Origin of the sequence: Pseudomonas japonica (genome assembly GCF_900188455.1) — a bacterium.
Taxonomy (GTDB): Bacteria; Pseudomonadota; Gammaproteobacteria; order Pseudomonadales; family Pseudomonadaceae; genus Aquipseudomonas; species Aquipseudomonas japonica.
Genome location: NZ_FZOL01000019.1, coordinates 83523 through 104571 on the forward strand (window position 1 = coordinate 83523; position 21049 = coordinate 104571).

Here is a 21049-nt window from a genome sequence, read left to right on the forward strand (position 1 = left end):
GTCGTCGGAAATTTCGGCTACGGGTCGGCGAAAGTGCGTGAAGGGTCGCCAGAAGTGTGTCCGGCGATCGCAAGACAATGACTCTTGAAGACGGACCTTTATAAAAAACGCGGCTGCCCACAGCCGTACTCACGGCCTGCAGGTGATCCCCGCGACCGTGCCGCAACGACATCCATTCTGCCTATCCAATAACCCACAAGAAGGCGACGCCCATGTCAGGCAAAGGCAAGTTCAAGAAACAACTTTCACTGATAGACCTCACCTTTATCGGACTGGGAGCCATCTTCGGTTCGGGCTGGCTGTTCGCCGCCAGTCATGTGTCCGCCATCGCCGGTCCCGCCGGGATCTTCTCCTGGCTGCTCGGCGGTTTCGCCGTGCTGCTGCTGGGCATCGTCTACTGTGAGCTGGGTGCGGCCTTGCCCCGGGCCGGTGGCGTGGTGCGTTACCCGGTGTATTCCCACGGTCCGCTGCTCGGCTACCTGATGGGCTTCATCACCCTGATCGCCTTCTCCAGCCTGGTGGCCATCGAAGTGGTCGCCGCCCGGCAGTACGCCGCGGCCTGGTTTCCCGAACTGACCAAGGCCGGCTCCAGCGATCCGACCGTCCTCGGCTGGCTGGTGCAGTTCGGCCTGCTGTGCCTGTTCTTCGCCCTGAACTACAACAGCGTGAAGACCTTCGCCAAGTCCAACAACCTGGTCAGCGTGTTCAAGTTCATCGTCCCGCTGCTGGTGATCGGCGTGCTGTTCACCTTCTTCAAGCCGGAGAACTTCACCTCCCACGGCTTCGCCCCGTTCGGCCTGTCCGGCATTGAAATGGCGGTTTCGGCCGGGGGCATCATCTTCGCCTACCTGGGCCTGACGCCGATCATCTCGGTGGCCTCGGAAGTGAAGAACCCGCAACGCACCATCCCCATCGCGCTGATCCTTTCGGTGCTGCTGTCCACCGCGATCTACGCGCTGCTGCAGATCGCCTTCCTCGGCGGCGTGCCCACCGAGATGCTGGCCAACGGCTGGGCCGGGGTGACCAAGGAACTGGCGCTGCCGTACCGCGATATCGCCATCGCCCTCGGGGTTGGCTGGCTGGCCTGGCTGGTGGTGGCCGACGCGGTCATCTCGCCGAGCGGCTGCGGCAACATCTACATGAACGCCACCCCGCGCGTGGTCTACGGCTGGGCCCGCACCGGGACATTCTTCAGTGTCTTCACCCGTATCGACGAGAAGTCCGGTATCCCGCGTCCGGCGCTGTGGCTGACCTTCGGTCTGTCGGTGTTCTGGACCCTGCCGTTCCCGTCCTGGGAAGCGCTGATCAACGTGGTGTCCGCGGCGCTGATCCTCAGCTACGCCGTGGCCCCGGTAACCGTCGCCGCGCTGCGCCGCAATGCCCCTGAGCTGGTGCGTCCGTTCCGCGTTCGGCATATGGGCCTGCTCGGTCCGCTGTCGTTCATCATCGCCGCGCTGATCGTCTACTGGTCCGGCTGGAAGACGGTGTCCTGGCTGCTCAGCCTGCAGATCCTGATGTTCGTCATCTACCTGCTGTGCGGCCGCTTCGTGCCGACCATGCACCTGAGCCTGGCCCAGCAGGTGCGCTCCTCGGCCTGGCTGATCGGTTTCTACGCGGTGACCATCCTCCTGTCCTGGCTGGGCAGCTTCGGCGGCATGGGCGTCATCAGCCATCCGTTCGACACTGTGGTCGTGGCCCTGTGTGCCCTGGGCATCTACTACTGGGGCGCGGCCACCGGCGTACCGGCACACCTGGTGCGCCTGGATGCCGAAGACGCCGAAAGCGAAATCGAGCACGGCGACGTGGCAGCCCCGGCGGGCGCCCGTGCCCAGTTGTCCTGAGACGCGGAGCCAGCACGATGAGCGAACGTATCAACCTCAGCCTGCAGCAGGTCTTCGACCTGGCGCTGCGTGCCCTGACCGCCAACGGCATGGGTGAAGACCATGCCCGGGCGATCGCCGCGGTGATCACCCAGGGCCAGCGCGACGAGTGCCATTCCCACGGCCTGTATCGGGTGCTGGTGTGCGTGCGTTCGCTGCGCTCGGGCAAGGTCGATGCGCTGGCGCGGCCGACCTTGAGCCAGCCGGCGCCGTCGATCGTCAAGGTCGATGCGCACCACGGCTATTCGTTGCTGGCCTTCGAGCAGGGGCTGCCGCTGCTGGTCGAGAAGGCCCGCGAACAGGGCGTCGCCGCCCTGGCGATCCGCAACTGCTTTCACTTCTCGGCGCTGTGGCCGGAAGTCGAGGCCATCGCCAGCCACGGCCTGGTCGGCCTGGCGATGACCCCGAGTCATGCCTGGGTGGCGCCGGAGGGGGGCAGCCGTGGCGTGTTCGGTACCAACCCGCTGGCCTTCGCCTGGCCACGGGCGGGACAGGAGCCGTTTGTCTTCGACTTCGCCACCAGCGCCATCGCCCGTGGCGATATCGAACTGCATGCCCGTCAGGGCAAGGCGATTCCGCTGGGCTGGGGCGTGGATGCCGAGGGCACGCCGAGCACCGACGCCCGCGCCGTGCTCGACGGTGCCATGCAGACCTTCGGCGGTCACAAGGGCTCGGCCCTGGCCGCGATGATCGAACTGCTGGCCGGGGCGCTGATCGGCGACCTGACCAGCGCCGATTCCCTGGCCTTCGATGCCGGCGCCGGGGCCACGCCGTGCCATGGCGAACTGCTGCTGGCCTTCGACCCGCAACGCTTCGCCGGCACCGACCTGGTCGCCGGGCAGCAGCGCGCCGAACGGCTGTTCGCCGCGATCACCGACCAGGGCGCGCGCCTGCCCTCGCAACGGCGCTTTGCCGCTCGCCGGCGCGCCGAGGCCGAAGGCGTCTGGGTCGAGCAAGGCCTGCTCAACGATATTCACGGCCTGATGGCCTGACCCATAAAAACAATTCACGAAGGGGACAGCTTCATGAAACAGATCCATGTCATCGATTCACACACCGGCGGCGAACCGACACGCCTGGTGCTCAAGGGCTTCCCGTCCCTGGCCGGGGCCAGCATGGCGGAGAAACGCGACGCCCTGCGCGAGCAGCATGACCCGTGGCGCCGCGCCTGCCTGCTGGAGCCCCGCGGCAACGACGTGCTGGTCGGTGCGCTTTACTGCGAGCCGGTTTCGGCCGATGCCACCTGTGGCGTGATCTTCTTCAACAATGCCGGCTACCTGGGCATGTGCGGCCACGGCACCATCGGCCTGGTCAACTCGCTGCAGCACCTGGGCCTGATCGCGCCGGGCGTGCACCGCATCGACACGCCGGTGGGCCAGGTCAGCGCCACCCTGCACGACGACGGCACGGTGACCGTGGGCAACGTGCCCTCTTACCGCTACCGCCAGCAGGTCGCGGTGGAGGTGCCGGGGTATGGGCGCTTCCTCGGCGATATCGCCTGGGGCGGCAACTGGTTCTTCCTGGTTTCCGAGCATGGCCAGGACCTGCGCCTGGACAACGTCGAGCGGCTCACCGAGCTGACCTGGAAGATGCTCCGCGCCCTGGAAGAGCAGGGCATCACCGGCGAGGGCGGGGCACTGATCGACCATGTCGAGCTGTTCGCCGACGACGCCGAAGCCGACAGCCGCAACTTCGTCATGTGCCCGGGCAAGGCCTACGACCGCTCGCCCTGCGGCACCGGGACCAGCGCCAAGCTGGCCTGCCTGGCCGCCGACGGCAAGCTCGCCGCCGGGGACACCTGGGTCCAGGCCAGCATCACCGGAAGCCGTTTCGACGGCCGCTTCGAATGGGAGGGCGAGCGGATTCGCCCGTTCATTACCGGCAAGGCCTACATGACCGCCGACAGCACTTTGCTGATCGATGAAACCGACCCGTTTGCCTGGGGCATCTGAGTCGCCCCCATCGCTGCGGTTCGGCGCCCCGACAAGCCAGCTCCCACAGCGATCGCATGCACCGCAGCGCCTGTGGGAGCTGGCGTTGCCAGCGATGAGGCCCGCAAGCCCACCCCCTAATTGAAACCAGAAGGAACACCCGCATGACCACCAACATCTTCACCGGCACCATCCCCGCCCTGATGACCCCCTGCACCGCCGAGCGCAAGCCGGACTTCGACGCCCTGGTGCGCAAGGGCAAGGAACTGATCGAGATCGGCATGAGCGCCGTGGTCTACTGCGGCTCCATGGGCGACTGGCCGCTGCTGACTGAAGCCGAGCGCCAGGAAGGCGTGGCGCGCCTGGTCGCCGCCGGCGTGCCGACCATCGTCGGCACCGGCGCGGTCAACAGCCGCGAGGCCGTGTCCCATGCCGCCCATGCCGCCAAGGTCGGTGCCCACGGCCTGATGGTGATCCCTCGCGTGCTGTCCCGCGGTGCCTCGCCAGCGGCGCAGGAAGCCCACTTCGCGGCCATCCTCGAAGCCGCGCCGAACCTGCCGGCGGTGATCTACAACAGTCCGTACTACGGCTTCGCCACCCGCGCCGAGCTGTTCTTCAAGCTGCGCCGCAAGTACTCGAACCTGATCGGCTTCAAGGAGTTCGGCGGCGCCGCCGACATGCGCTACGCCGCCGAACACATCACCTCGCAGGACGATGAGGTGATCCTCATGGCCGGCGTCGATACCCAGGTGGTGCACGGTTTCGTCAACTGCGGCGCCACCGGGGCCATCACCGGTATCGGCAACGCCCTGCCGCGCGAAGTCCTGCTGCTGGTCGAGCTGAGCAAGCGCGCCGCCAAGGGTGACGCCGACGCGCGCAGCCGCGCGCTGGAGCTGTCCGAGGCGCTGAACGTGCTGTCGTCCTTCGACGAAGGCTGCGACCTGGTGCTGTATTACAAGTACCTGATGGTCATCAACGGCGACCTGGAATACACCCTGCACTTCAACGCCAGCGATGTGCTCAGCGATGCCCAGCGCAACTACGCGCAAACCCAGTACGCGCTGTTCCGTGCCTGGTACGCCAACTGGTCGACCCGGCACAACCTGGTCTGACCCCTCGCGGCGCGTTGCGCGTCGCTTCTTTTCTCGCCGAGCGCGCGGCGTGTCGTCGCGCACTCGGCCACGCATTCTTTTCAGGAGGCGCCATGACCCTGACAGGCACCATGCTGATCGGCCAGCAAGCCGTTGCCGGCAGCCGCGAAGCCATCCGGGCGATCGATCCGGCCACCAACCTGACCCTCGAGCCGGCCTGGCTGGGCGGTACCCTCGCTCATGTGGAGCAGGCCTGCGCCCTGGCCTGGGCGGCCTTCGACCGTTACCGGGAAACCTCGCTCGACGCCCGTGCGGCGTTTCTCGAAGCCATCGCCGCGCAGATCGAAGCCCTCGGTGACGAACTGATCGACCGCGCGGTATCCGAAAGCGGCCTGCCGCGGGCGCGCATCCAGGGCGAGCGCGGCCGTACCTGCGGCCAGTTGCGCACCTTCGCCCGTACCGTGCGCGCCGGCGAATGGCTCGATGTGCGCGTCGACAATGCGCTGCCCGAGCGCCAGCCGCTACCCCGCGCCGACCTGCGCCAGCGCCAGGTCGCGCTGGGCCCGGTGGCGGTGTTCGGCGCCAGCAACTTCCCCTTGGCGTTCTCCGTGGCCGGTGGCGATACCGCCTCGGCCCTGGCCGCTGGCTGCCCGGTGGTGGTCAAGGCCCACGGTGCGCACCCCGGCACCAGCGAACTGGTCGGCCAGGCCGTCGCCCGTGCGGTGAAACAGTGCGAGCTGCCGGAGGGGGTGTTCTCGCTGCTCTACGGTTCCGGTCGTGAGGTGGGCATCGCCCTGGTCTGCGACGAGCGGATCAAGGCAGTGGGTTTCACCGGTTCGCGCAGCGGTGGCATCGCCCTGTGCCAGGCGGCCCAGGCGCGTCCCGAACCGATTCCGGTGTACGCCGAAATGAGCTCGATCAACCCGGTGCTGCTCTTCCCCGCGGCCTTGCAGGCCCGTGGCGAGGCGCTGGCGCAGGGCTTCGTCGCCTCGTTGAACCAGGGCGCGGGCCAGTTCTGCACCAACCCCGGCCTGGTCATCGCCCGCCAGGGACCGGACCTCGACCGCTTCATCGCCAGCGCCGCCCAGCACATCTGGCAGAGCCCGGCCCAGACCATGCTCACCCCGGGCATCTACAGCGCCTACCGCAACGGGGTCGAAGACCTCAGCGCCAACCCCAATGCCGATACCGCGGCGGCGGGCCTGGTCGGCGATGGTCCGAACCAGTGCCAGACTCATCTGTTCGTCACCTCGGCGCGCAACTTCCTCGACGACCCGCGCCTGCGCGGCGAGGTCTTCGGCTCCGCCTCGCTGGTGGTGACCTGCGCCGACGAGGCGGAGATCCGCGACGTCGCCGAGCATCTGGAAGGGCAACTGACTGCTACGCTGCACCTGGATGACGCCGACCTGGATGCCGCCCGCGCGCTGTTGCCGGTCCTCGAGCGCAAGGCCGGGCGCCTGCTGGTCAACGCCTGGCCGACCGGTGTGGAAGTCTGCGACGCGATGGTTCACGGCGGACCGTTCCCGGCCACCGCCGATGCCCGCAGCACCTCGGTGGGCACCGCCGCGATCCAGCGATTCCTGCGTCCGGTGTGCTACCAGGACTTTCCCGACAGCCTGCTGCCGGCCGCCCTGCAGCATGGCAATCCCTTGCACCTGCGGCGTCTGCTCGACGGCCAGAGAGAAGCGTGAAGCATGGGCACGACGTTCACTTCCAATGATCTGGATATTGCCGTGGTCGGCGCCGGCATCGTCGGTGTCGCCTGCGCGCTGCAACTGGCGCGGCAGGGCAAGCGGGTGGTGCTGCTGGATCGGCAGGCGCCGGGGATGGGCGCGTCGTTCGGCAACGCCGGGCACCTGGCCACCGAACAGGTATTTCCCATTGCCGACCTGTCGATTCTCAAGCGTCTGCCGGCCATGCTCATGGACCCCATGGGGCCACTGCGCCTGGACTGGAAGTACCTGCCCAGGGCCCTGCCGTGGTTCGTCCGGCTGCTGCTGAACCTGCGCTCGACGCCGTTTCGCCGCAGCGTGGCCGGCCTGCGCGCGCTGAACGAAACCAGCCTGGCGGCGTGGCAACGGCTGCTGGGCTCCATCGGCCAGGACGAATTGCTGCGCGAGGACGGCTCGCTGCTGGTGTTCGAAAAGCCGGAATCGCGGCCGCTCATCGACGCCCTGCAGGCGCGCATGCGCCAGCAGAACGTGGCAGTGGAGCACTGGCCGGCGGAGGCGGTGAAGGCGGCTGCGCCGCAACTCAGCGAGCACCTGCTGGGCGGGCTGTTCTTCCCCGCCACCGGGCACTTTCTCGATCCGCACCAGGCGGTACAGGCGCTGTACGAAGCCGCGCGGGCGATCGGCGTGCGCTTCATCCGGCGTGACGTGCGCGGTGGCCGGGTGACGGCCGATGGTGTTGCGCTGCATACCGATCAGGGCGAGCTGAGCGCGAAACAGGTGCTGATCGCCTGTGGCGCGCATTCGGCTGAGTTGACCCAAGCCCTGACCGGCAAGCGCATACCGCTGGACACCGAACGCGGCTATCACCTGATGCTGCCCAGGGAACATGGACGGCTGCCGTTCGCGGTCACCTCGCTGGAACGCAAGTTCATCATGACGCCGATGGCGGGTGGTTTGCGCCTGGCCGGCACAGTCGAGTTCGCGGGTTTGCGCAGCCCGCCGAACATGGGCCGGGCGTGGCAGCTGCAGCACCTGAGCCAGGGCCTGTTCAAGCGTGAACTGGATGTCGGCGATGCCACGCCATGGATGGGCTTCAGGCCGTCGTTGCCGGATTCGCTACCGGTGATCGACCGGGTAGGCGACGGCAAAGTGCTGCTGGCCTTCGGGCATCAGCACCTGGGACTGACCCAGGCGGCAGTGACGGCAGAGATGGTGGCAGGACTGGTCGGTGCCGAAGTGGCTGGGCTGCCGGGGTACGAGCGGTATCGGTTGGGACGGTTCTGACACACCGGAAACACCTCCCACACCGACCTTGCTGCACCTGCGTCAGTGCTCCGAGTCCATCAGCACCTCCTCCCCCAGTGCCCCGTTCACCGGCAGCGGCTGATTGGTCGAGTTGCTCGCCCGCATCACCCGGATCGGCCGCGCGCCGGCATCGCGGGCCGAGGTGATGTCGTTGTCGGAATCCCCGTAGTACACCCGCAAACCCCGGTCACGGATAAACCGGGTCTTGTCCGGCCCCGAGCTGAACACCACCGGCTGCATGTCCTCGATGGCGAAGGTCTGCCGCAGGATCCCGGTCAGTTGCTCACCCTCGGTCCGCGGTCGCGCGGTGATGAAATACAGGGTGTCCCCGCGTCGCTGATGCGCGGCGATCAAGGCCCGCGCCACATCCTTGGGAATCGAGTAGCGGTCGCAGCCGCCATTAGCTCGCGCCCAGAACGCCATGTTCTGCAGGTACTGGTTGCTGCCCGGCGAATACGTCTGCTGCCCTTCGTAGAAACACGGGCTGGAGTACAGCACGGTGTCATCGACATCGAAGCCGACCGCCATCGGCGCCGTGTTGCCCAGGCTGGCGAACAACTGCTCGAGGGTGATCCAGCGTACCTCGCGCTGCTCCGCCGGCGCGGAACAGCCCAGCAGCGAAACGGCCAGCACGACGGCCAGGGTGGTGGGGAAAATTCGCACGAAAACCTCATGGGTCGAAGAAAGCACAAGTCCTGACAGCACTGTCAGCATTCACGGAGCGAACCTTAATACCTGACAGCAGTGTCAGTTATATTTCAAACCTCGTCCCGCCTGCTCGAACCGCGACCAAATGCTGGAAACTCGTTCTCAAATGCTGATTTTGCGAGCAACTTCCCGGTTTAAACTCGCCAATAGCCCCATTTCATCCGCTAAATCCGCTCGTCCGGAGCGCTCACGACCTGGCATTTCGCCACTTAATCAAATTGTAACTTCTTGCCCATAGGGTGTTCCTGACACAAGTGACAGCTTTCGAATTTGCGTGACGGGGCTCTCACATTCACATCCGAGTCGTCCTGCCAGCGAGGCTCGACCGACGAAGAAGCTGGAGAGCCAAAGCCATGCGCAGTTGGGAAGAACCGAAAAAGAAACGCCTGCACATCGAGATCATTCCGATGATCGACGTGATGATGTTCCTGCTGGTGTTTTTCGTGCTGATCAGCCTGAACGTGATTCCGGCCCTGGGCATCAAGACCCAGTTGCCCGGCGCCGCCCATGCCCAGCAGTTGAAGCCGCAGAACAAGGCAGTCATCACCCTCGGCGTGAACGACCGCCTGCAACTGGACGGCCAGGACCTGCGCGAAGACGCACTGGTCCGCCAATTGAAGTCGCTGGAGAACAGCAGCGAGAAGCTGGTGATCATCCTCAACAGCGATCAGGTCGTCGAAGTGGGTCGGCTCGTGGCAGTGATGGACCTGCTCAAGAGCAACGGCTTTTCTTCCGTCTCCATCGCCACGCGAAAGCTGTAAGTCATGTCGGCCCTGTTCAAATCGCGAAAAGTCCTCGCGTGCCTGCCGGCGATCTGCCTGTTGATGGTGGCCGTGCAGAGCGCCTTGAAGGCGGAGCTGAAGATCACCCCGAAATACGACGAAAGCACCGTGGAGGTGGCACTGATCGATCCGGCCGAGTTGCAGCCGGAACCACCGCCACCTCCGCCGCCAGCGGAACCCGAGCCTGAGCCCGAGCCACTGCCGGAGCCCGACCCGGAACCGCTAGTGGAGATACCGGAGCCGCCGCCCAAGCCCAAGCCCAAGCCGCCTGAGCCCAGGCCGCAGCCAGCGAAGCCGAAACCGCAAGTCGCAGCAAAGCCGGCGCCCACCCCCGCGCCGCCCCAGCCGGTCACCCCACCGGCACCGAGCAAACCGGCCCCGACGCCGGTGGTCGCCAGGCCCGCCCCGCCACCACCCCCGGCGGCTCCCGCGGTCAACGTGGCGGCACTGGAAAACAGCTATATCGCTGCCCTGCACGGGGAGCTGGAGAAGTACAAGCAATACCCGCGCGGCCGCGAGGCCTCGCTGCAACGCCCGGAAGGCAACGTCGTGGTCTGGCTGCTGATCGACCGGGGAGGAAAAGTGCTCGACTCAGGGATCGAGAAAAAGGCAGCGAACATGCTGCTGAACAAGGCGGCGCAAACCAGTCTGCGCCGGATCGAGCAAGTAAGGCCCTTTCCCGACGCGGTTTTCGAGGGCAGGGATAAGTACCGTTTTATCGCGACGCTTGTTTACAACATAGAAAACTAGTTTCCAAGGAACGCTGCCCGCCGACGCCCCACCCCTGGCGTCGCGCGGGCGGCTGCCCGCGGAAACCCGAAACCTGTCTTCGACACAAACCACATTCAGATATGGGAGGGAAGCTCGGTGAAACTCGATCGGCTGTTCGTCATGATGTTGGCTGTAGGTTGCGGCAGTTGGACTGCCTCGGCCCTGGCGCAGGATTCCGTGGATGTCGGTCAGGTGAACGTGACCGGCCAGACCGTCGGCAATGGCCAGATGATCCAGGAAGAAGCGGCCAAGGCACGCTCCACCGTGACCAGGGAAGCCCTGGAAAAGATGTCGCCGACCGGCAACGGCATCGACAAGTTGAAATACACCCCCGGCATCAACGTCTCCAGTGACGACAGCAGCGGCCTCTCCGGCTTCAACTTCACCATGCGCGGCATGAACTCCGACCAGATCGGCATGACCATGGACGGCGTGCCGATCAACGATTCGGGCAACTACGCCGTGTACCCGAACCTGCTGGGCGACCCGGAAAACCTCCAGGAAGTCTTCCTCACCCAGGGCTCTTCCGAACTGGACGCACCGCATATCGGTTCCAGCGGCGGCAATATCGGCCTGGTGTCGATGGCCCCGACCAAGGACGCCGGAGTGTTCTTCAAGCAGACCGTCGGCAGCAACAACCTGACCAAGACCTTCGTGCGCCTGAACACCGGCGAATACAACGGCCTGAGCAACTACATTTCCGCGTCGAAAACCAACAGCGACAAATGGAAAGGCAAAGGCGACCTGGATGCCGAGAAGTTCGAACTCAACAGCCTGTTCAAGTTCGGCGAAGGCAACTCGATCAACGGCATCATCAAGTACCACAAGCAGGAAAACTACAACTACGTCTCCCCGAGCCTGGCGCAGTACAAGTCGGACCACGACTACGACTTCCCCAACGTGCCGACCTACAACCCGACCACCGGCAAGCTCACCACCGCCAGCTACAAGACCAGCGTCAACCCGTTCGAAACCGTGACCGCCTCGCTGACCAGCCGCTGGCAGCTACGCGATGACCTGCAACTGACCGTCGCCCCTTACTACTACTGGGCCAACGGCGGCAGCTACCGCGCCTTCGGCTCGCCGGCCATCCTCAACCGCACCACCAGCAGCTCCGGCAACTACGACTTCAGCAACCTGAAGACCAACGCCCAGTACAACGCCGACCGCGATCCGGTCAGCGGCCGCTACTACCGTCCCTCCTGGACCGAGACCTGGCGTCCGGGGATCAACACCAAGCTGAGCTGGGCGTTCAACGACGAGCACACCATCGATGTCGGCTACTGGTACGAGCGCGCCCGCCAGCGCCAGACCCAGCCGTTCATCCCGCTCAAGGCCGATGGCAGCCCGACGGACATCTGGGGCGACTATGAAAGCGGCAACCAGGTCCGCGACGCCAAGGGCAATGTCGTGCAAGGCCGCAACTACTTCACCGTCACCCCGGTGCACAAGCTGTTCCTCCAGGACACCTGGAGCGCAACACCCGACCTGACCCTGACCGCCGGCATCGCCTACGAGCACTCCAAGCGTGACGGCGACATGAAGGCCAGCCTGAACGACAAACCGGAGAAGCGCGACAAGACCTACCACCAGTTCCTCCCGAGCTTCAGCGCGCGCTACCAGGTCAACGAGGAACACCAGGCGTTCTACAACATCACCCGGAACATGCGCACGCCGCCGAACTACGTGCTCTACAACACCGCGGACTCGATCAGCCTCAAGCCCGAACTGAGCTGGAACCAGGAACTCGGCTGGCGCTACGCGACCGACGACATGGCGCTGTCGGCCACCCTGTTCTACCTCAAGTTCAAGGATCGCCAGGTATCGAGCCGCGACGAGGTGACCGGCGAATACGAGATGCTCAACGTCGGCAAGGTCGAGAACCGCGGTGTAGAGCTTGAGTTCAGCGGCCTGCTGCCACACAACTTCAACTACTACGCCTCCTACACCTACACCGAGGCCGAACAGCAGAACGACACCCTCTACTACGGCGTGTACGTGCCGACCAAGGGCAAGCAGATCGCTGGTGTGCCGAAGAACCTGTTCAACCTGAGCCTGGGCTACGACGACGGGCGCTTCTACGGCAACGTCATCGGCAAGTTCGTCGACAACCAGTTCGGCGACCTGACCAACAACCAGAGCATCCCGCACTACACCACTGTGGACATGAACGTCGGCTACCGCCTGCCGGTGAACAAGAAGTTCGTCAAGGACGCCACCGTGCGCCTGTCGCTGAACAACGTGTTCAACCGCGAGTACCTCTCCGGCGTGCAGACCACCGTCTTCAACTCGGTGCGCTACAACGGCAACGGCGCGTCCTTCGCCGGCGCGCAGACCCCGTACTACACCATCGGCGAAGAGCAGACCGTCGCGCTCTCCGTGGAAGCCAACTTCTGAAACCCTCCGGGGCCGGCGATCACGCCGGTCCCGGCCATGCCCAGCACCCGAGGTAACCCAGCATGAACATGGACCTGCTCCACGCCATCACCTTCTACATCCTGTACGGCGCCGCCGCCCTGGCCGCCTTCGTGGTGGTGGAACGGGGGATCTTCTTCGCCTACAACCTGCGCAAGGCGCGCGGCCTGGAGGCGGCCCTGCACAGGAAAACCCGCTATTTCGACGAGCTCCCCGCCGAGCTGCGCCAGCGCGACAGCCTGCCCCTGGAACTGCTGCGCCAGCTATTCGAAGGCCGCGGCCAGGTGCATTCGCACCATGAGCTGGAAGACCTCGGCCAGGCCATCTACATCGCCATGCGCGGCAAGCTGTCCCAGGGTCTGTGGATCCTCGAAGCCGTGGTCGCTGGTGCGCCGCTGCTCGGCTTGCTCGGTACCATCCTCGGCATCATCGATACCTTCAAGGCCCTCGCCGAAGCTGGCGTTTCCGATCCCGGCGAAGTCTCCCGCGGCATCGGCACCGCGCTGTACGCCACGGCCCTGGGTATCGCCATCGCCCTGGTCGGCCTGGTGTTCAACAACCACCTGCAAGACCGCCTGGAACTGATCAACGACCACCTGAAGATGCTCCTGCTGCGCGCCGGCATGGGTACTCCGTTCGCCAGCAAGGCGGTCGCCGCTCCAGCCACCAGCCTGCAACCCGCCTGAGAGGCCGAGAATCGCCATGTCCCGCACCCGTCATGCTGTACGCCCGCTGTCCCTGTTGCTGGCCACGCTGTTGCTGGTCAGCGGCTGCGAGAAAGCCCCGGCACCGGTCGAGGTCACGATCGCGGCCCTCAACGACTTCCACGGCAACCTCCTGGCCAGTCCGCTGCAGTACCCGGGCGCGAGTGGCAGCGTGAAGCTCAAGGCCGGTGGCCTGGCGGCCCTCAGCGGCGCCCTGGCCGAACTGCGCCAGCAAGACCCGCAACTGCTGCTGATCGGCGCCGGCGACATGATCGGCGGCAGTCCACCGATTTCCTCGATGTGGGCCGACGAGCCGAGCCTGAAGGCGCTGCACCTGCTCGGCCTGAAGTTCTCCGTGGTCGGCAACCATGAGCTGGACCAGGGCAAGGGTGAGCTGCTGCGCCAGATCAAGGGCGGCTGCCAGTCCGCGCGTGCCGACCAGGCCTGCCAGTTCGACAAGGACTACAAGGGCGCCGGCTTCCCCTATATTTCCGCCAACCTCATGGACAAGCACAGCGGAAAACCGCTGTTCGCCGGCTACCACATCGAGCAGGCCCATGGCGCGAAGATCGCCTTCGTCGGCGCCACCCTGCGCGATCTCGGCGCCTATGTCAGCGCCAGGCACATGGACGGCCTCTACACCCTCGACGAGGCCGAGGCGATCAACGCCCTGCTGCCGGAACTGCGCCGGCAGAAGGTCGACGCGATCGTCGCGGTGATCCACCAGGGTGGCGCCACTCCCGAGCGCTTCGACCAGCAGGACTGCAGCCAACTCAGCGGCGATGTGGTGGAAGTGGCCAGGCGTCTCGACCCGCAGATCAAGGTGGTGGTCACCGCCCATACCCACGAAGGCTACCTGTGTCGCGTCGGCGACAAGCTGGTGACCCAGGGGGCCTCGTTCGGTCGCCTGCTGACCCGGCTGACCCTGACCGTGGATACCGCCAGGCACCAGCTGCTCGACGTCAAGGCGAACAACCTGGTGATCGACGCCCAGCGCTACAGCGCCAGCCCCGAGGTCGCGCCGTTGCTGGCCGAGGTGCAACGCCGCAGCCAGGCGCAACTGGGCAAGCCGGTCGCCCGCCTGGCGGCCCGCGAAGTGCTGCGCGCCACCAACGAGGCCGGCGAGTCGCCGATGGGCGACCTGATCGCCGACTCGCAGCTTGCCGCGACCCGCGCCCTCGGCGCCCAGGTGGCCTTGATGAACCAGGGCGGCATGCGCATGGACATCAGCCTCGACGAAGGCCAGGAGCAGGTGAACTACGGCCAGGTCGCCACGGTGCAGCCGTTCAACAACAGCCTGACCCTGGTCACCCTCAGCGGCGCACAGTTGCATGCCCTGCTGGAGCAGCAATGGCAGGACGGCGGCACGGGTTTCTACCCGCTGCAACCCTCGGCATCACTGAACTACCGCTTCGATGACCGCCGGCCCACAGGCCAGCGCGTGTTGCTCGACAGCCTGACGGTCGATGGCCAGGCGGTACAGCCCGAACAGGACTACCGCATCGTCATGAACGCCTTCCTCGCCGAGGGCGGCGACAACTTCAGCGTGCTCAAGCAAGCCCGCGACCGCCTCGATACCGGCATCAATGATCTCGACGCGATGATCACCTACCTGCAGGCGCGCGATCGTGCCGGTCAGCCAGTCGGTTTCGCCCAGGCCGAGCAACGCATCCGCAAGGTTGCCGCGGAGGTCGCCGGGAATGCGCCCTGAAGACTGGCAGGCCCTGCAGCATCGCCTGCTGCCGCATGCCATCTCCGCCGCCGACAGCGCCTGGTGCCCGTACTCGGAGTTCCCCGTGGGTAGCGCACTGCTGACCGCCGACGGCGCGATCATCCGCGGCTGCAACGTCGAGAACGTGTCCTACGGCCTGAGCAACTGCGCCGAGCGCAGCGCGCTGTTCAACGCCATCAGCCAGGGGCTCGCGCCCGGAAGCTTCAAGGCGCTGCTGGTGTACGCCCGCGGCTTGCCGGTGATCTCCCCGTGCGGCGCGTGTCGCCAGGTGATGATCGAACTGCTGGACCCGGAGTGCCCGGTGATCGGGGTCGGCCATGACGCCACCGCGACCCGGCACTGGACCGTCGGGCAACTGCTGCCCGGCGCCTTCAGCGAGTTCTGACAAAACACGCCGACCGACCACAAAGGTCGGCGGACTTCGACGTGAATCTTCTGGGGAACCATCGATGGGTCTCATCGGTATCGTGGTGCTGTTGATGTTGGCCGTGGCGCTGTCCAGCAACCGCAGGGCCATTCGCTTGCGTACCGTCGGCGCGGCCTTCGCCATGCAGGCCGGGCTGGGTGCTTTCGCCCTCTATGTGCCCTGGGGCCAAAGCACACTGGCCGGGATTTCCGACTCGGTGGGCTCGTTGCAGGGCTACGCCAACCAGGGCATCGACTTCATCTTCGGCGGCCTGAGCAGCGCCAGGATGCAGGAAGTGTTCGGCAACGGCGGCTTCGTCTTCGCCATTCGCGTGTTGCCGCTGATCGTGTTCTTCAGCAGCTTCATCGCCGTGCTCTATTACCTGGGGATCATGCACCTGGTCATTCGCGTGATCGGCGGCGGCCTGCAGCGGGTGCTGGGCACCAGCCGCACCGAAGCGATGGCGGCCACGGCGAACATCTTCGTCGGCCAGACCGAAGCGCCGATGGTCATCCGCCCCTTCGTCCGTCGCCTGACCCGTTCCCAGCTATTCGCGGTGATGGCGGGCGGCATGGCGTCGGTGGCCGGCTCGGTACTGATCGGCTATGCCAGCCTGGGGGTCGACCTGAAGTACCTGATCGCCGCCAGCTTCATGGCCGCCCCCGGCGGCCTGCTGATGGCCAAGCTGATGGAGCCGGAAACGCAGCAGCTCCACGACAACCCGGACGACCTGCCGGACGAGCCGGGCAGCACGCCGGCCAACGTCATCGACGCCGCCGCCCTCGGCGCCTCCGCCGGCCTGCACCTGGCCCTCAACGTCGGCGCCATGCTGCTGACCTTCATCGCCCTGATCGCCCTGCTCAACGGTCTGCTCGGCTGGACCGGCGACTGGTTCGGCTTCCCGCACCTGACCCTGCAATTGCTCCTCGGCTACCTGCTGGCTCCGCTAGCCTTCGTACTGGGCGTGCCCTGGCATGAGGCAATTACCGCGGGCGGGCTGATCGGGGAAAAGCTGGTGCTCAACGAATTCGTCGCCTACGTCGACTTCGCCAGTCACCTTGACCCGGCGCAAGCCGCCGCCAGAGGCGTGGCCGTGCTGTCCGCGCAGACCCAGGCGATCGTCACCTTCGCCCTGTGCGGCTTCGCCAACCTGGCGTCCATCGGCATCCAGCTCGGCAGCCTGGGGATGATGGCGCCGGAGCAGCGCGTCGATATCGCCCGGCTCGGCCTCAAGGCGGTGGCGGCGGGCACGCTGTCCAACCTGATGAGCGCGGCAATCGCCGGGGTCTTCCTGGCCCTGTGAACCTGAACCCATGAATTCCCGTGAAGCCGATATGACAGAACTCGATGCAACCCTGGCACGCAACATCATCGCGCTGCTGGACCTCACCTCGCTCAACGACGATGACAGCGACGCACGCATCGTCGATCTCTGCCAGCGCGCCCTGACCGCGGTCGGACCGGTGGCCGCGGTGTGCGTCTACCCGCGCTTCGTCGCCCTGGCGCGGCGCACCCTCGATGCCCTGGGCGGGCAGACCGTGGCGGTGGCCACCGTGACCAACTTCCCGGCCGGTAGCGCGCCCCTCGCCGAGGTCCTCGAACAGACCCGCCGCGCCCTCGACGACGGCGCCGACGAGATCGACGTGGTCTATCCCTGGCGGGCGCTGCTGGCCGACGATGCCGACAGCGGTTTCGCCCTGGTCCGTGCCTGCAAGGCCCTGTGCGCCGATCGGGCGCTGCTCAAGGTAATCCTGGAAACCGGCGAACTGGCCGATCCGGCGCTGATCCGCCAGGCCAGCCTGGACGCCATCGAGGCCGGCGCCGACTTCATCAAGACCAGCACCGGCAAGGTCGCGGTCAATGCCACCGCCGAGGCGGCGCGGATCATGCTCGAATGCATCGCCGCCAGCGGCGTCAATGTCGGCCTGAAGCCGGCCGGGGGCATCAGAAGCCTGGCCGATGCGCGGGTCTACATAGAGCTGGCCGAAGGCATCAACGGTGCACGGTGGATCTCGCCCCGGCACCTGCGCTTCGGCGCCTCCAGCCTGCTCGACGACCTCCTGCAGCGGCTCGGCGTCCCGGCGCTGCGCGATCACGGAGGGCGCTACTGATGGTCTGGCTGGCGCAGGAAGTGATTCGTCGCAAACGTGACGGCAAAGTGCTCGACGATGCCGATATCCGCTGCTTCGTCAGCGGCATCACCGACTTCAGCATCAGCGAAGGCCAGGTCGCTGCCTTCGCCATGGCCGTGCTGCTCAAGGGCCTGAATGTCGCTGAGCGCATCGCCCTGGCCTCGGCCATGCGTGACTCCGGCCGGGTGCTGAGCTGGCACCTGCCCGGCCCGGTAGTGGATAAGCACTCCACCGGCGGCATCGGCGACCTGGTCAGCCTGCCCCTGGCGCCCCTGCTGGCCGCCTGCGGCTGCTATGTACCGATGATCTCCGGACGCGGCCTCGGCCATACCGGCGGCACCCTCGACAAACTCGACAGCATCCCCGGCTACGACAGCCAGCCGGACATGGCCCGCCTGCGCGAGGTGGTGACCAGCGTCGGTTGCGCCATCATCGGCCAGACCAGCGACCTGGCCCCGGCGGACAAGCGTCTGTACGCCATCCGTGACACCACCGGCACCGTGGAGTCGATCGACCTGATCATCACCTCGATCCTCAGCAAGAAGCTGGCGGCGGGGCTCGATGTGCTGCTGATCGACGTCAAGGTCGGCAACGGTGCGTTCATGGCCCAGGCCAGCGATGCCGCGGCCCTGGCCGAAAGCATCGTCGCCGTGGCCAATGGCGCCGGTGTGCGTACCCGCGCATTGATCACCGACATGAGCCAGCCACTGGCGCGTTCGGCGGGCAATGCCCTGGAAGTGGAAGAAGCCATCGCCCTGCTGCGCGGCGAAGTGCGCAGCCAGCGGTTGTGGGAGGTCACCCTCGCGCTGGCCGAACAGACCCTGCTCTGCGCCGGACTCGCCAGCAGTGCCGAACTGGCCCGCGAACAGTTGCTGAAGGCGTGGAAGAGCGGCGCGGCGCTGCAACGTTTTTCGCGCATGGTCGAGGCCCTGGGCGGCCCGGCGGACTTGGTCGAGCGTCCGCACAACCATCTGCCGGCGGCGCCGCTGGTGTTCCCGGTGGAGGCCCCGCAAGCCGGTATCGTGCAACGCATCGATACCCGGGAAATAGGCCTGGCGGTGGTCTGTCTCGGTGGCGGACGACGCAATCCGCAGGACCCGATCGACCCGGCAGTGGGCCTGAGCCAGCTGTGCTTCCCCGGCGAGGCGGTGGGGGGCAACCGGCCGCTGGCGCTGGTGCATGCCCGTGACCTGGAGCAAGCCGAGCGCGCGGCGGCGGCGGTGCGGTCGGCCTACACCATTACCAGCGTGCCTTACGAGGCGCCGGCACTGATTTCCGGCCTGTGCCTGGAGCCCGCATGAAACGCGCCCTGCTGCTGGTCCTCGACTCCTTCGGCATTGGCGCCAGCGCCGACGCCGAGCGCTTCGGCGATGCCGGGGCGAATACCCTGCTGCATATCGCCGAGGCCCGTGCCCGTGACGGCAGGCCCTTGCAGTTGCCCAACCTCGCCCGCCTCGGCCTGGGCCATGCGGCGGCGCTGAGCGGCGGCACCTTGCCGCCGGGCTTCGCTGCCGATATCGCCGTCGAGGGTGCCTGGGGTTATGCCCGGGAACGCTCCAGCGGCAAGGACACGCCATCCGGGCACTGGGAAATGGCCGGAGTGCCGGTGCTGTTCGACTGGGGCTATTTCCCGGCACCGGACAACAGCTTTCCCCCCGCCCTGCTCGATGCACTGATTGCCCGCGGTGGCCTGCCCGGCATCCTCGGCAACTGCCATGCCTCGGGCACCACGATCATCGAACAGCTGGGCGAGGAGCACCTGCGCAGCGGCAAGCCGATCGTCTACACCTCGGCGGACAGCGTGCTGCAGATCGCCGCCCACGAAGAGCAGTTCGGCCTGCAGCGCCTGTACGCTCTGTGCGAACTGGCCCGCGAGCTGTGCGACCCGTACACCATCGGCCGGGTCATCGCCCGACCGTTCCGCGGCGCGGGCGCGACCAGTTTCCAGCGTACCGGCAAGCGCCGCGACTACTCGGTGCCGCCACCGGCGCCGACCCTGCTCGACCATCTCTGCGCGGCCGGCGGCCAGGTGTTCGGCGTGGGCAAGATCGGCGATATCTTCGCCCACCAGGGCATCAGCCGCCTGTACCAGGCCGACGGCAACGACGCCCTGTTCGACATCACCCTGCTGGCACTCGCCGAGGCGCCGGACAACACCCTGGTGTTCAGCAACTTCGTCGACTTCGACATGCTCTACGGTCACCGCCGCGATATCGAAGGCTACGCCAGCGCCCTCGAAGCCTTCGACCGACGCTTGCCGCGACTGCTGGCGAGCATGGGCGCGGACGACCTGCTGATCCTCGCCGCCGACCACGGCTGCGACCCCAGCGCGCCGGGCAGCGACCATACCCGCGAGCACATTCCCGTCCTGGCCTGGGGCAACGGCGTGAGCGCCGGCAGCCTGGGTGCCCGTGACAGCTTCGCCGACATCGGCCAGACCCTCGCGGCGTTCTTCGCCCTGCCCGCCCTGGCCCATGGCCGCTCGTTCCTCAATGCCCTCCAAGGAGAACCTGCAAGTGACTGCTAGCAAATCCCTACGCAACGGCCTGGCGCTGCTCGCCGGCCTGTGGGCTGGCCAGGTGTTCGCCTGGGGCCAGCAAGGCACCGCCCTGGTCGGTGAACTGGCCCAGCGTCAGCTGACCCCGCAAGCCAGGGCCGAGGCCACGCGCCTGCTGGGCCTGATAAAGCAGAACGACTTCGCCGTGGTTGCCAACTGGGCCGGCAACCTGGACCAGAACCCGCAGACCAGGGAGTTGTGGGAGCAGACCAGGAACCAGCGCCTGGTTATCTACAAAGCCGACGACTGCACCTTCCAGCCGCCCCGCGACTGCCCCGGCGGGGCCTGCAGCGTGGCCGCCATCGAACAGAATCGCGCCGCCCTCGCCGATCCCAGGGCGTCCAACCAGACCCGGCTGATGGCCCTGCTGTTCCTCATCCACCACAGCAGCGATGCCAGTTCGCCGCTGAACAACAGTTTCAAGGATGACAAGGGTGGCTACGACTTCCCGGTCAAGGCCGGGGGCAAGACCTACAACCTGCGCCAGGTCTGGGACGACTTCCTGCTCGGCTCGGCGAAGCTGGACGTCAAAGCCTATGCCGACAAGCTGCAAGCCAGCCTGCCCGGCGCCGACTCCGCCGATCCGGCGCAGTGGTCGCAGCAGGCCTGCCGCATCGTCCGCGACGACGGCATCTACCCGCAGAAAGCCGAGAAGAAACGCAAACTGCCGACCCACCGCGCCCAGGGCGACGACGATGACGGCGGTGTCGACTATGCCGCCAAGGCCATCGAGTACAACCGCACCGGCAAGGACTACAGCCGCGGCGACAAGCTGATGAACGAGAAGCCCAGGGGTGCTGGCGACGGCATCGACGCGCAGTACATGAGCACCTTCGTGCCGGTGGCCGAGAAGCAGGTGCAACTGGCCTCGGTGCGCCTTGCGCAACTGCTCAACGCGGCGCTGGTCGCCGGTCGCCCCGGCGCCTGATGGCGCACCCCCCCCTTGTAGGAGCTGGCTTGCC

The 21049-nt window shown here is 66.5% G+C and carries 18 protein-coding genes; 17 read left to right on the plus strand and 1 reads right to left on the minus strand.

Features of this window, described 5'->3' with window-relative positions:
• Positions 1-212: 212 nt before the first annotated feature.
• The 6 genes from CHB99_RS21225 (at position 213) to CHB99_RS21250 (ending at position 7859) form a co-directional block, all read left to right on the plus strand.
• On the plus strand, positions 213-1841 hold the full coding sequence (locus CHB99_RS21225; RefSeq protein WP_042122014.1) for an APC family permease: 1629 nt from the start codon (positions 213-215) through the stop codon (positions 1839-1841).
• Between the two features lie 17 nt (positions 1842-1858).
• Entirely contained in the window at positions 1859-2872 is a 1014-nt protein-coding gene (locus tag CHB99_RS21230; protein WP_042122016.1) for an Ldh family oxidoreductase, read from the plus strand.
• Between the two features lie 33 nt (positions 2873-2905).
• Entirely contained in the window at positions 2906-3832 is a 927-nt protein-coding gene (locus tag CHB99_RS21235) for a 4-hydroxyproline epimerase (protein WP_042122017.1), read from the plus strand.
• 143 nt (positions 3833-3975) lie between these two features.
• Entirely contained in the window at positions 3976-4923 is a 948-nt protein-coding gene (locus tag CHB99_RS21240; protein WP_042122020.1) for a dihydrodipicolinate synthase family protein, read from the plus strand.
• Between the two features lie 92 nt (positions 4924-5015).
• On the plus strand, positions 5016-6593 hold the full coding sequence (locus CHB99_RS21245) for an aldehyde dehydrogenase (NADP(+)) (RefSeq protein ID WP_042122021.1): 1578 nt from the start codon (positions 5016-5018) through the stop codon (positions 6591-6593).
• Positions 6594-6596: 3 nt separating this feature from the next.
• Positions 6597-7859, plus strand: coding sequence for an FAD-dependent oxidoreductase (locus tag CHB99_RS21250; RefSeq protein WP_042122024.1), 1263 nt, complete (start codon positions 6597-6599; stop codon positions 7857-7859).
• Positions 7860-7901: 42 nt separating this feature from the next.
• Here the strand turns inward: CHB99_RS21250 and aphA are convergent, their stop codons facing one another.
• Positions 7902-8543 (minus strand): acid phosphatase AphA, encoded by a 642-nt coding sequence (gene aphA / locus CHB99_RS21255; protein WP_052419374.1) that lies wholly within the window; start codon positions 8541-8543, stop codon positions 7902-7904.
• Between the two features lie 398 nt (positions 8544-8941).
• On the opposite strand from aphA, the gene CHB99_RS21260 reads away from it, so the two are divergent.
• From CHB99_RS21260 to CHB99_RS21310, 11 genes are all read left to right on the plus strand, one after another.
• The gene (locus tag CHB99_RS21260; RefSeq protein WP_042122026.1) at positions 8942-9349 is read left to right on the plus strand and encodes an ExbD/TolR family protein; all 408 of its coding nucleotides are present in this window, start codon (positions 8942-8944) and stop codon (positions 9347-9349) included.
• Between the two features lie 3 nt (positions 9350-9352).
• The gene (locus tag CHB99_RS21265; RefSeq protein WP_042122028.1) at positions 9353-10120 is read left to right on the plus strand and encodes an energy transducer TonB family protein; all 768 of its coding nucleotides are present in this window, start codon (positions 9353-9355) and stop codon (positions 10118-10120) included.
• Between the two features lie 117 nt (positions 10121-10237).
• A complete protein-coding gene (locus CHB99_RS21270) occupies positions 10238-12538 on the plus strand; it encodes a TonB-dependent receptor (protein ID WP_170946403.1) in 2301 nt (766 codons plus the stop codon).
• Positions 12539-12600: 62 nt separating this feature from the next.
• Positions 12601-13242 carry a MotA/TolQ/ExbB proton channel family protein gene (locus CHB99_RS21275; RefSeq protein WP_042122029.1) on the plus strand — a complete coding sequence of 214 codons (642 nt, stop codon included), beginning with the start codon at positions 12601-12603 and terminating at the stop codon, positions 13240-13242.
• Between the two features lie 16 nt (positions 13243-13258).
• Positions 13259-14971 (plus strand): bifunctional metallophosphatase/5'-nucleotidase, encoded by a 1713-nt coding sequence (locus CHB99_RS21280; protein ID WP_042122031.1) that lies wholly within the window; start codon positions 13259-13261, stop codon positions 14969-14971.
• Positions 14961-15377: a cytidine deaminase gene (locus CHB99_RS21285; RefSeq protein WP_042122033.1), complete on the plus strand. Its 417-nt coding sequence runs from the start codon at positions 14961-14963 to the stop codon at positions 15375-15377. The genes CHB99_RS21280 and CHB99_RS21285 overlap by 11 nt, the downstream gene beginning before the upstream one ends.
• Before the next feature lie 64 nt (positions 15378-15441).
• A complete protein-coding gene (locus tag CHB99_RS21290) occupies positions 15442-16701 on the plus strand; it encodes a NupC/NupG family nucleoside CNT transporter (protein ID WP_042122035.1) in 1260 nt (419 codons plus the stop codon).
• 31 nt (positions 16702-16732) lie between these two features.
• A complete protein-coding gene (deoC, locus tag CHB99_RS21295; protein ID WP_042122037.1) occupies positions 16733-17509 on the plus strand; it encodes a deoxyribose-phosphate aldolase in 777 nt (258 codons plus the stop codon).
• On the plus strand, positions 17509-18831 hold the full coding sequence (gene deoA, locus CHB99_RS21300) for a thymidine phosphorylase (protein ID WP_042122039.1): 1323 nt from the start codon (positions 17509-17511) through the stop codon (positions 18829-18831). Before deoC ends, deoA begins: the two co-directional genes overlap by 1 nt.
• Positions 18828-20057, plus strand: coding sequence for a phosphopentomutase (locus tag CHB99_RS21305; protein WP_042122041.1), 1230 nt, complete (start codon positions 18828-18830; stop codon positions 20055-20057). Before deoA ends, CHB99_RS21305 begins: the two co-directional genes overlap by 4 nt.
• Positions 20047-21015, plus strand: a complete 969-nt coding sequence (locus CHB99_RS21310; protein ID WP_052419375.1) for a S1/P1 nuclease — start codon at positions 20047-20049, stop codon at positions 21013-21015. Before CHB99_RS21305 ends, CHB99_RS21310 begins: the two co-directional genes overlap by 11 nt.
• Positions 21016-21049 lie beyond the last annotated feature (34 nt).

Coding starts and splice junctions, on each gene's coding strand:
- CHB99_RS21265 (WP_042122028.1), top strand. CDS start 9,353: ATGTCGGCCCTGTTCAAATCGCGAAAAGTCCTCGCGTGCCTGCCGGCG.
- CHB99_RS21245 (WP_042122021.1), top strand. CDS start 5,016: ATGACCCTGACAGGCACCATGCTGATCGGCCAGCAAGCCGTTGCCGGC.
- CHB99_RS21230 (WP_042122016.1), top strand. CDS start 1,859: ATGAGCGAACGTATCAACCTCAGCCTGCAGCAGGTCTTCGACCTGGCG.
- CHB99_RS21275 (WP_042122029.1), top strand. CDS start 12,601: ATGAACATGGACCTGCTCCACGCCATCACCTTCTACATCCTGTACGGC.
- deoA (WP_042122039.1), top strand. CDS start 17,509: ATGGTCTGGCTGGCGCAGGAAGTGATTCGTCGCAAACGTGACGGCAAA.
- CHB99_RS21250 (WP_042122024.1), top strand. CDS start 6,597: ATGGGCACGACGTTCACTTCCAATGATCTGGATATTGCCGTGGTCGGC.
- CHB99_RS21260 (WP_042122026.1), top strand. CDS start 8,942: ATGCGCAGTTGGGAAGAACCGAAAAAGAAACGCCTGCACATCGAGATC.
- CHB99_RS21225 (WP_042122014.1), top strand. CDS start 213: ATGTCAGGCAAAGGCAAGTTCAAGAAACAACTTTCACTGATAGACCTC.
- deoC (WP_042122037.1), top strand. CDS start 16,733: ATGACAGAACTCGATGCAACCCTGGCACGCAACATCATCGCGCTGCTG.
- CHB99_RS21280 (WP_042122031.1), top strand. CDS start 13,259: ATGTCCCGCACCCGTCATGCTGTACGCCCGCTGTCCCTGTTGCTGGCC.
- CHB99_RS21285 (WP_042122033.1), top strand. CDS start 14,961: ATGCGCCCTGAAGACTGGCAGGCCCTGCAGCATCGCCTGCTGCCGCAT.
- CHB99_RS21305 (WP_042122041.1), top strand. CDS start 18,828: ATGAAACGCGCCCTGCTGCTGGTCCTCGACTCCTTCGGCATTGGCGCC.
- CHB99_RS21235 (WP_042122017.1), top strand. CDS start 2,906: ATGAAACAGATCCATGTCATCGATTCACACACCGGCGGCGAACCGACA.
- CHB99_RS21240 (WP_042122020.1), top strand. CDS start 3,976: ATGACCACCAACATCTTCACCGGCACCATCCCCGCCCTGATGACCCCC.
- CHB99_RS21290 (WP_042122035.1), top strand. CDS start 15,442: ATGGGTCTCATCGGTATCGTGGTGCTGTTGATGTTGGCCGTGGCGCTG.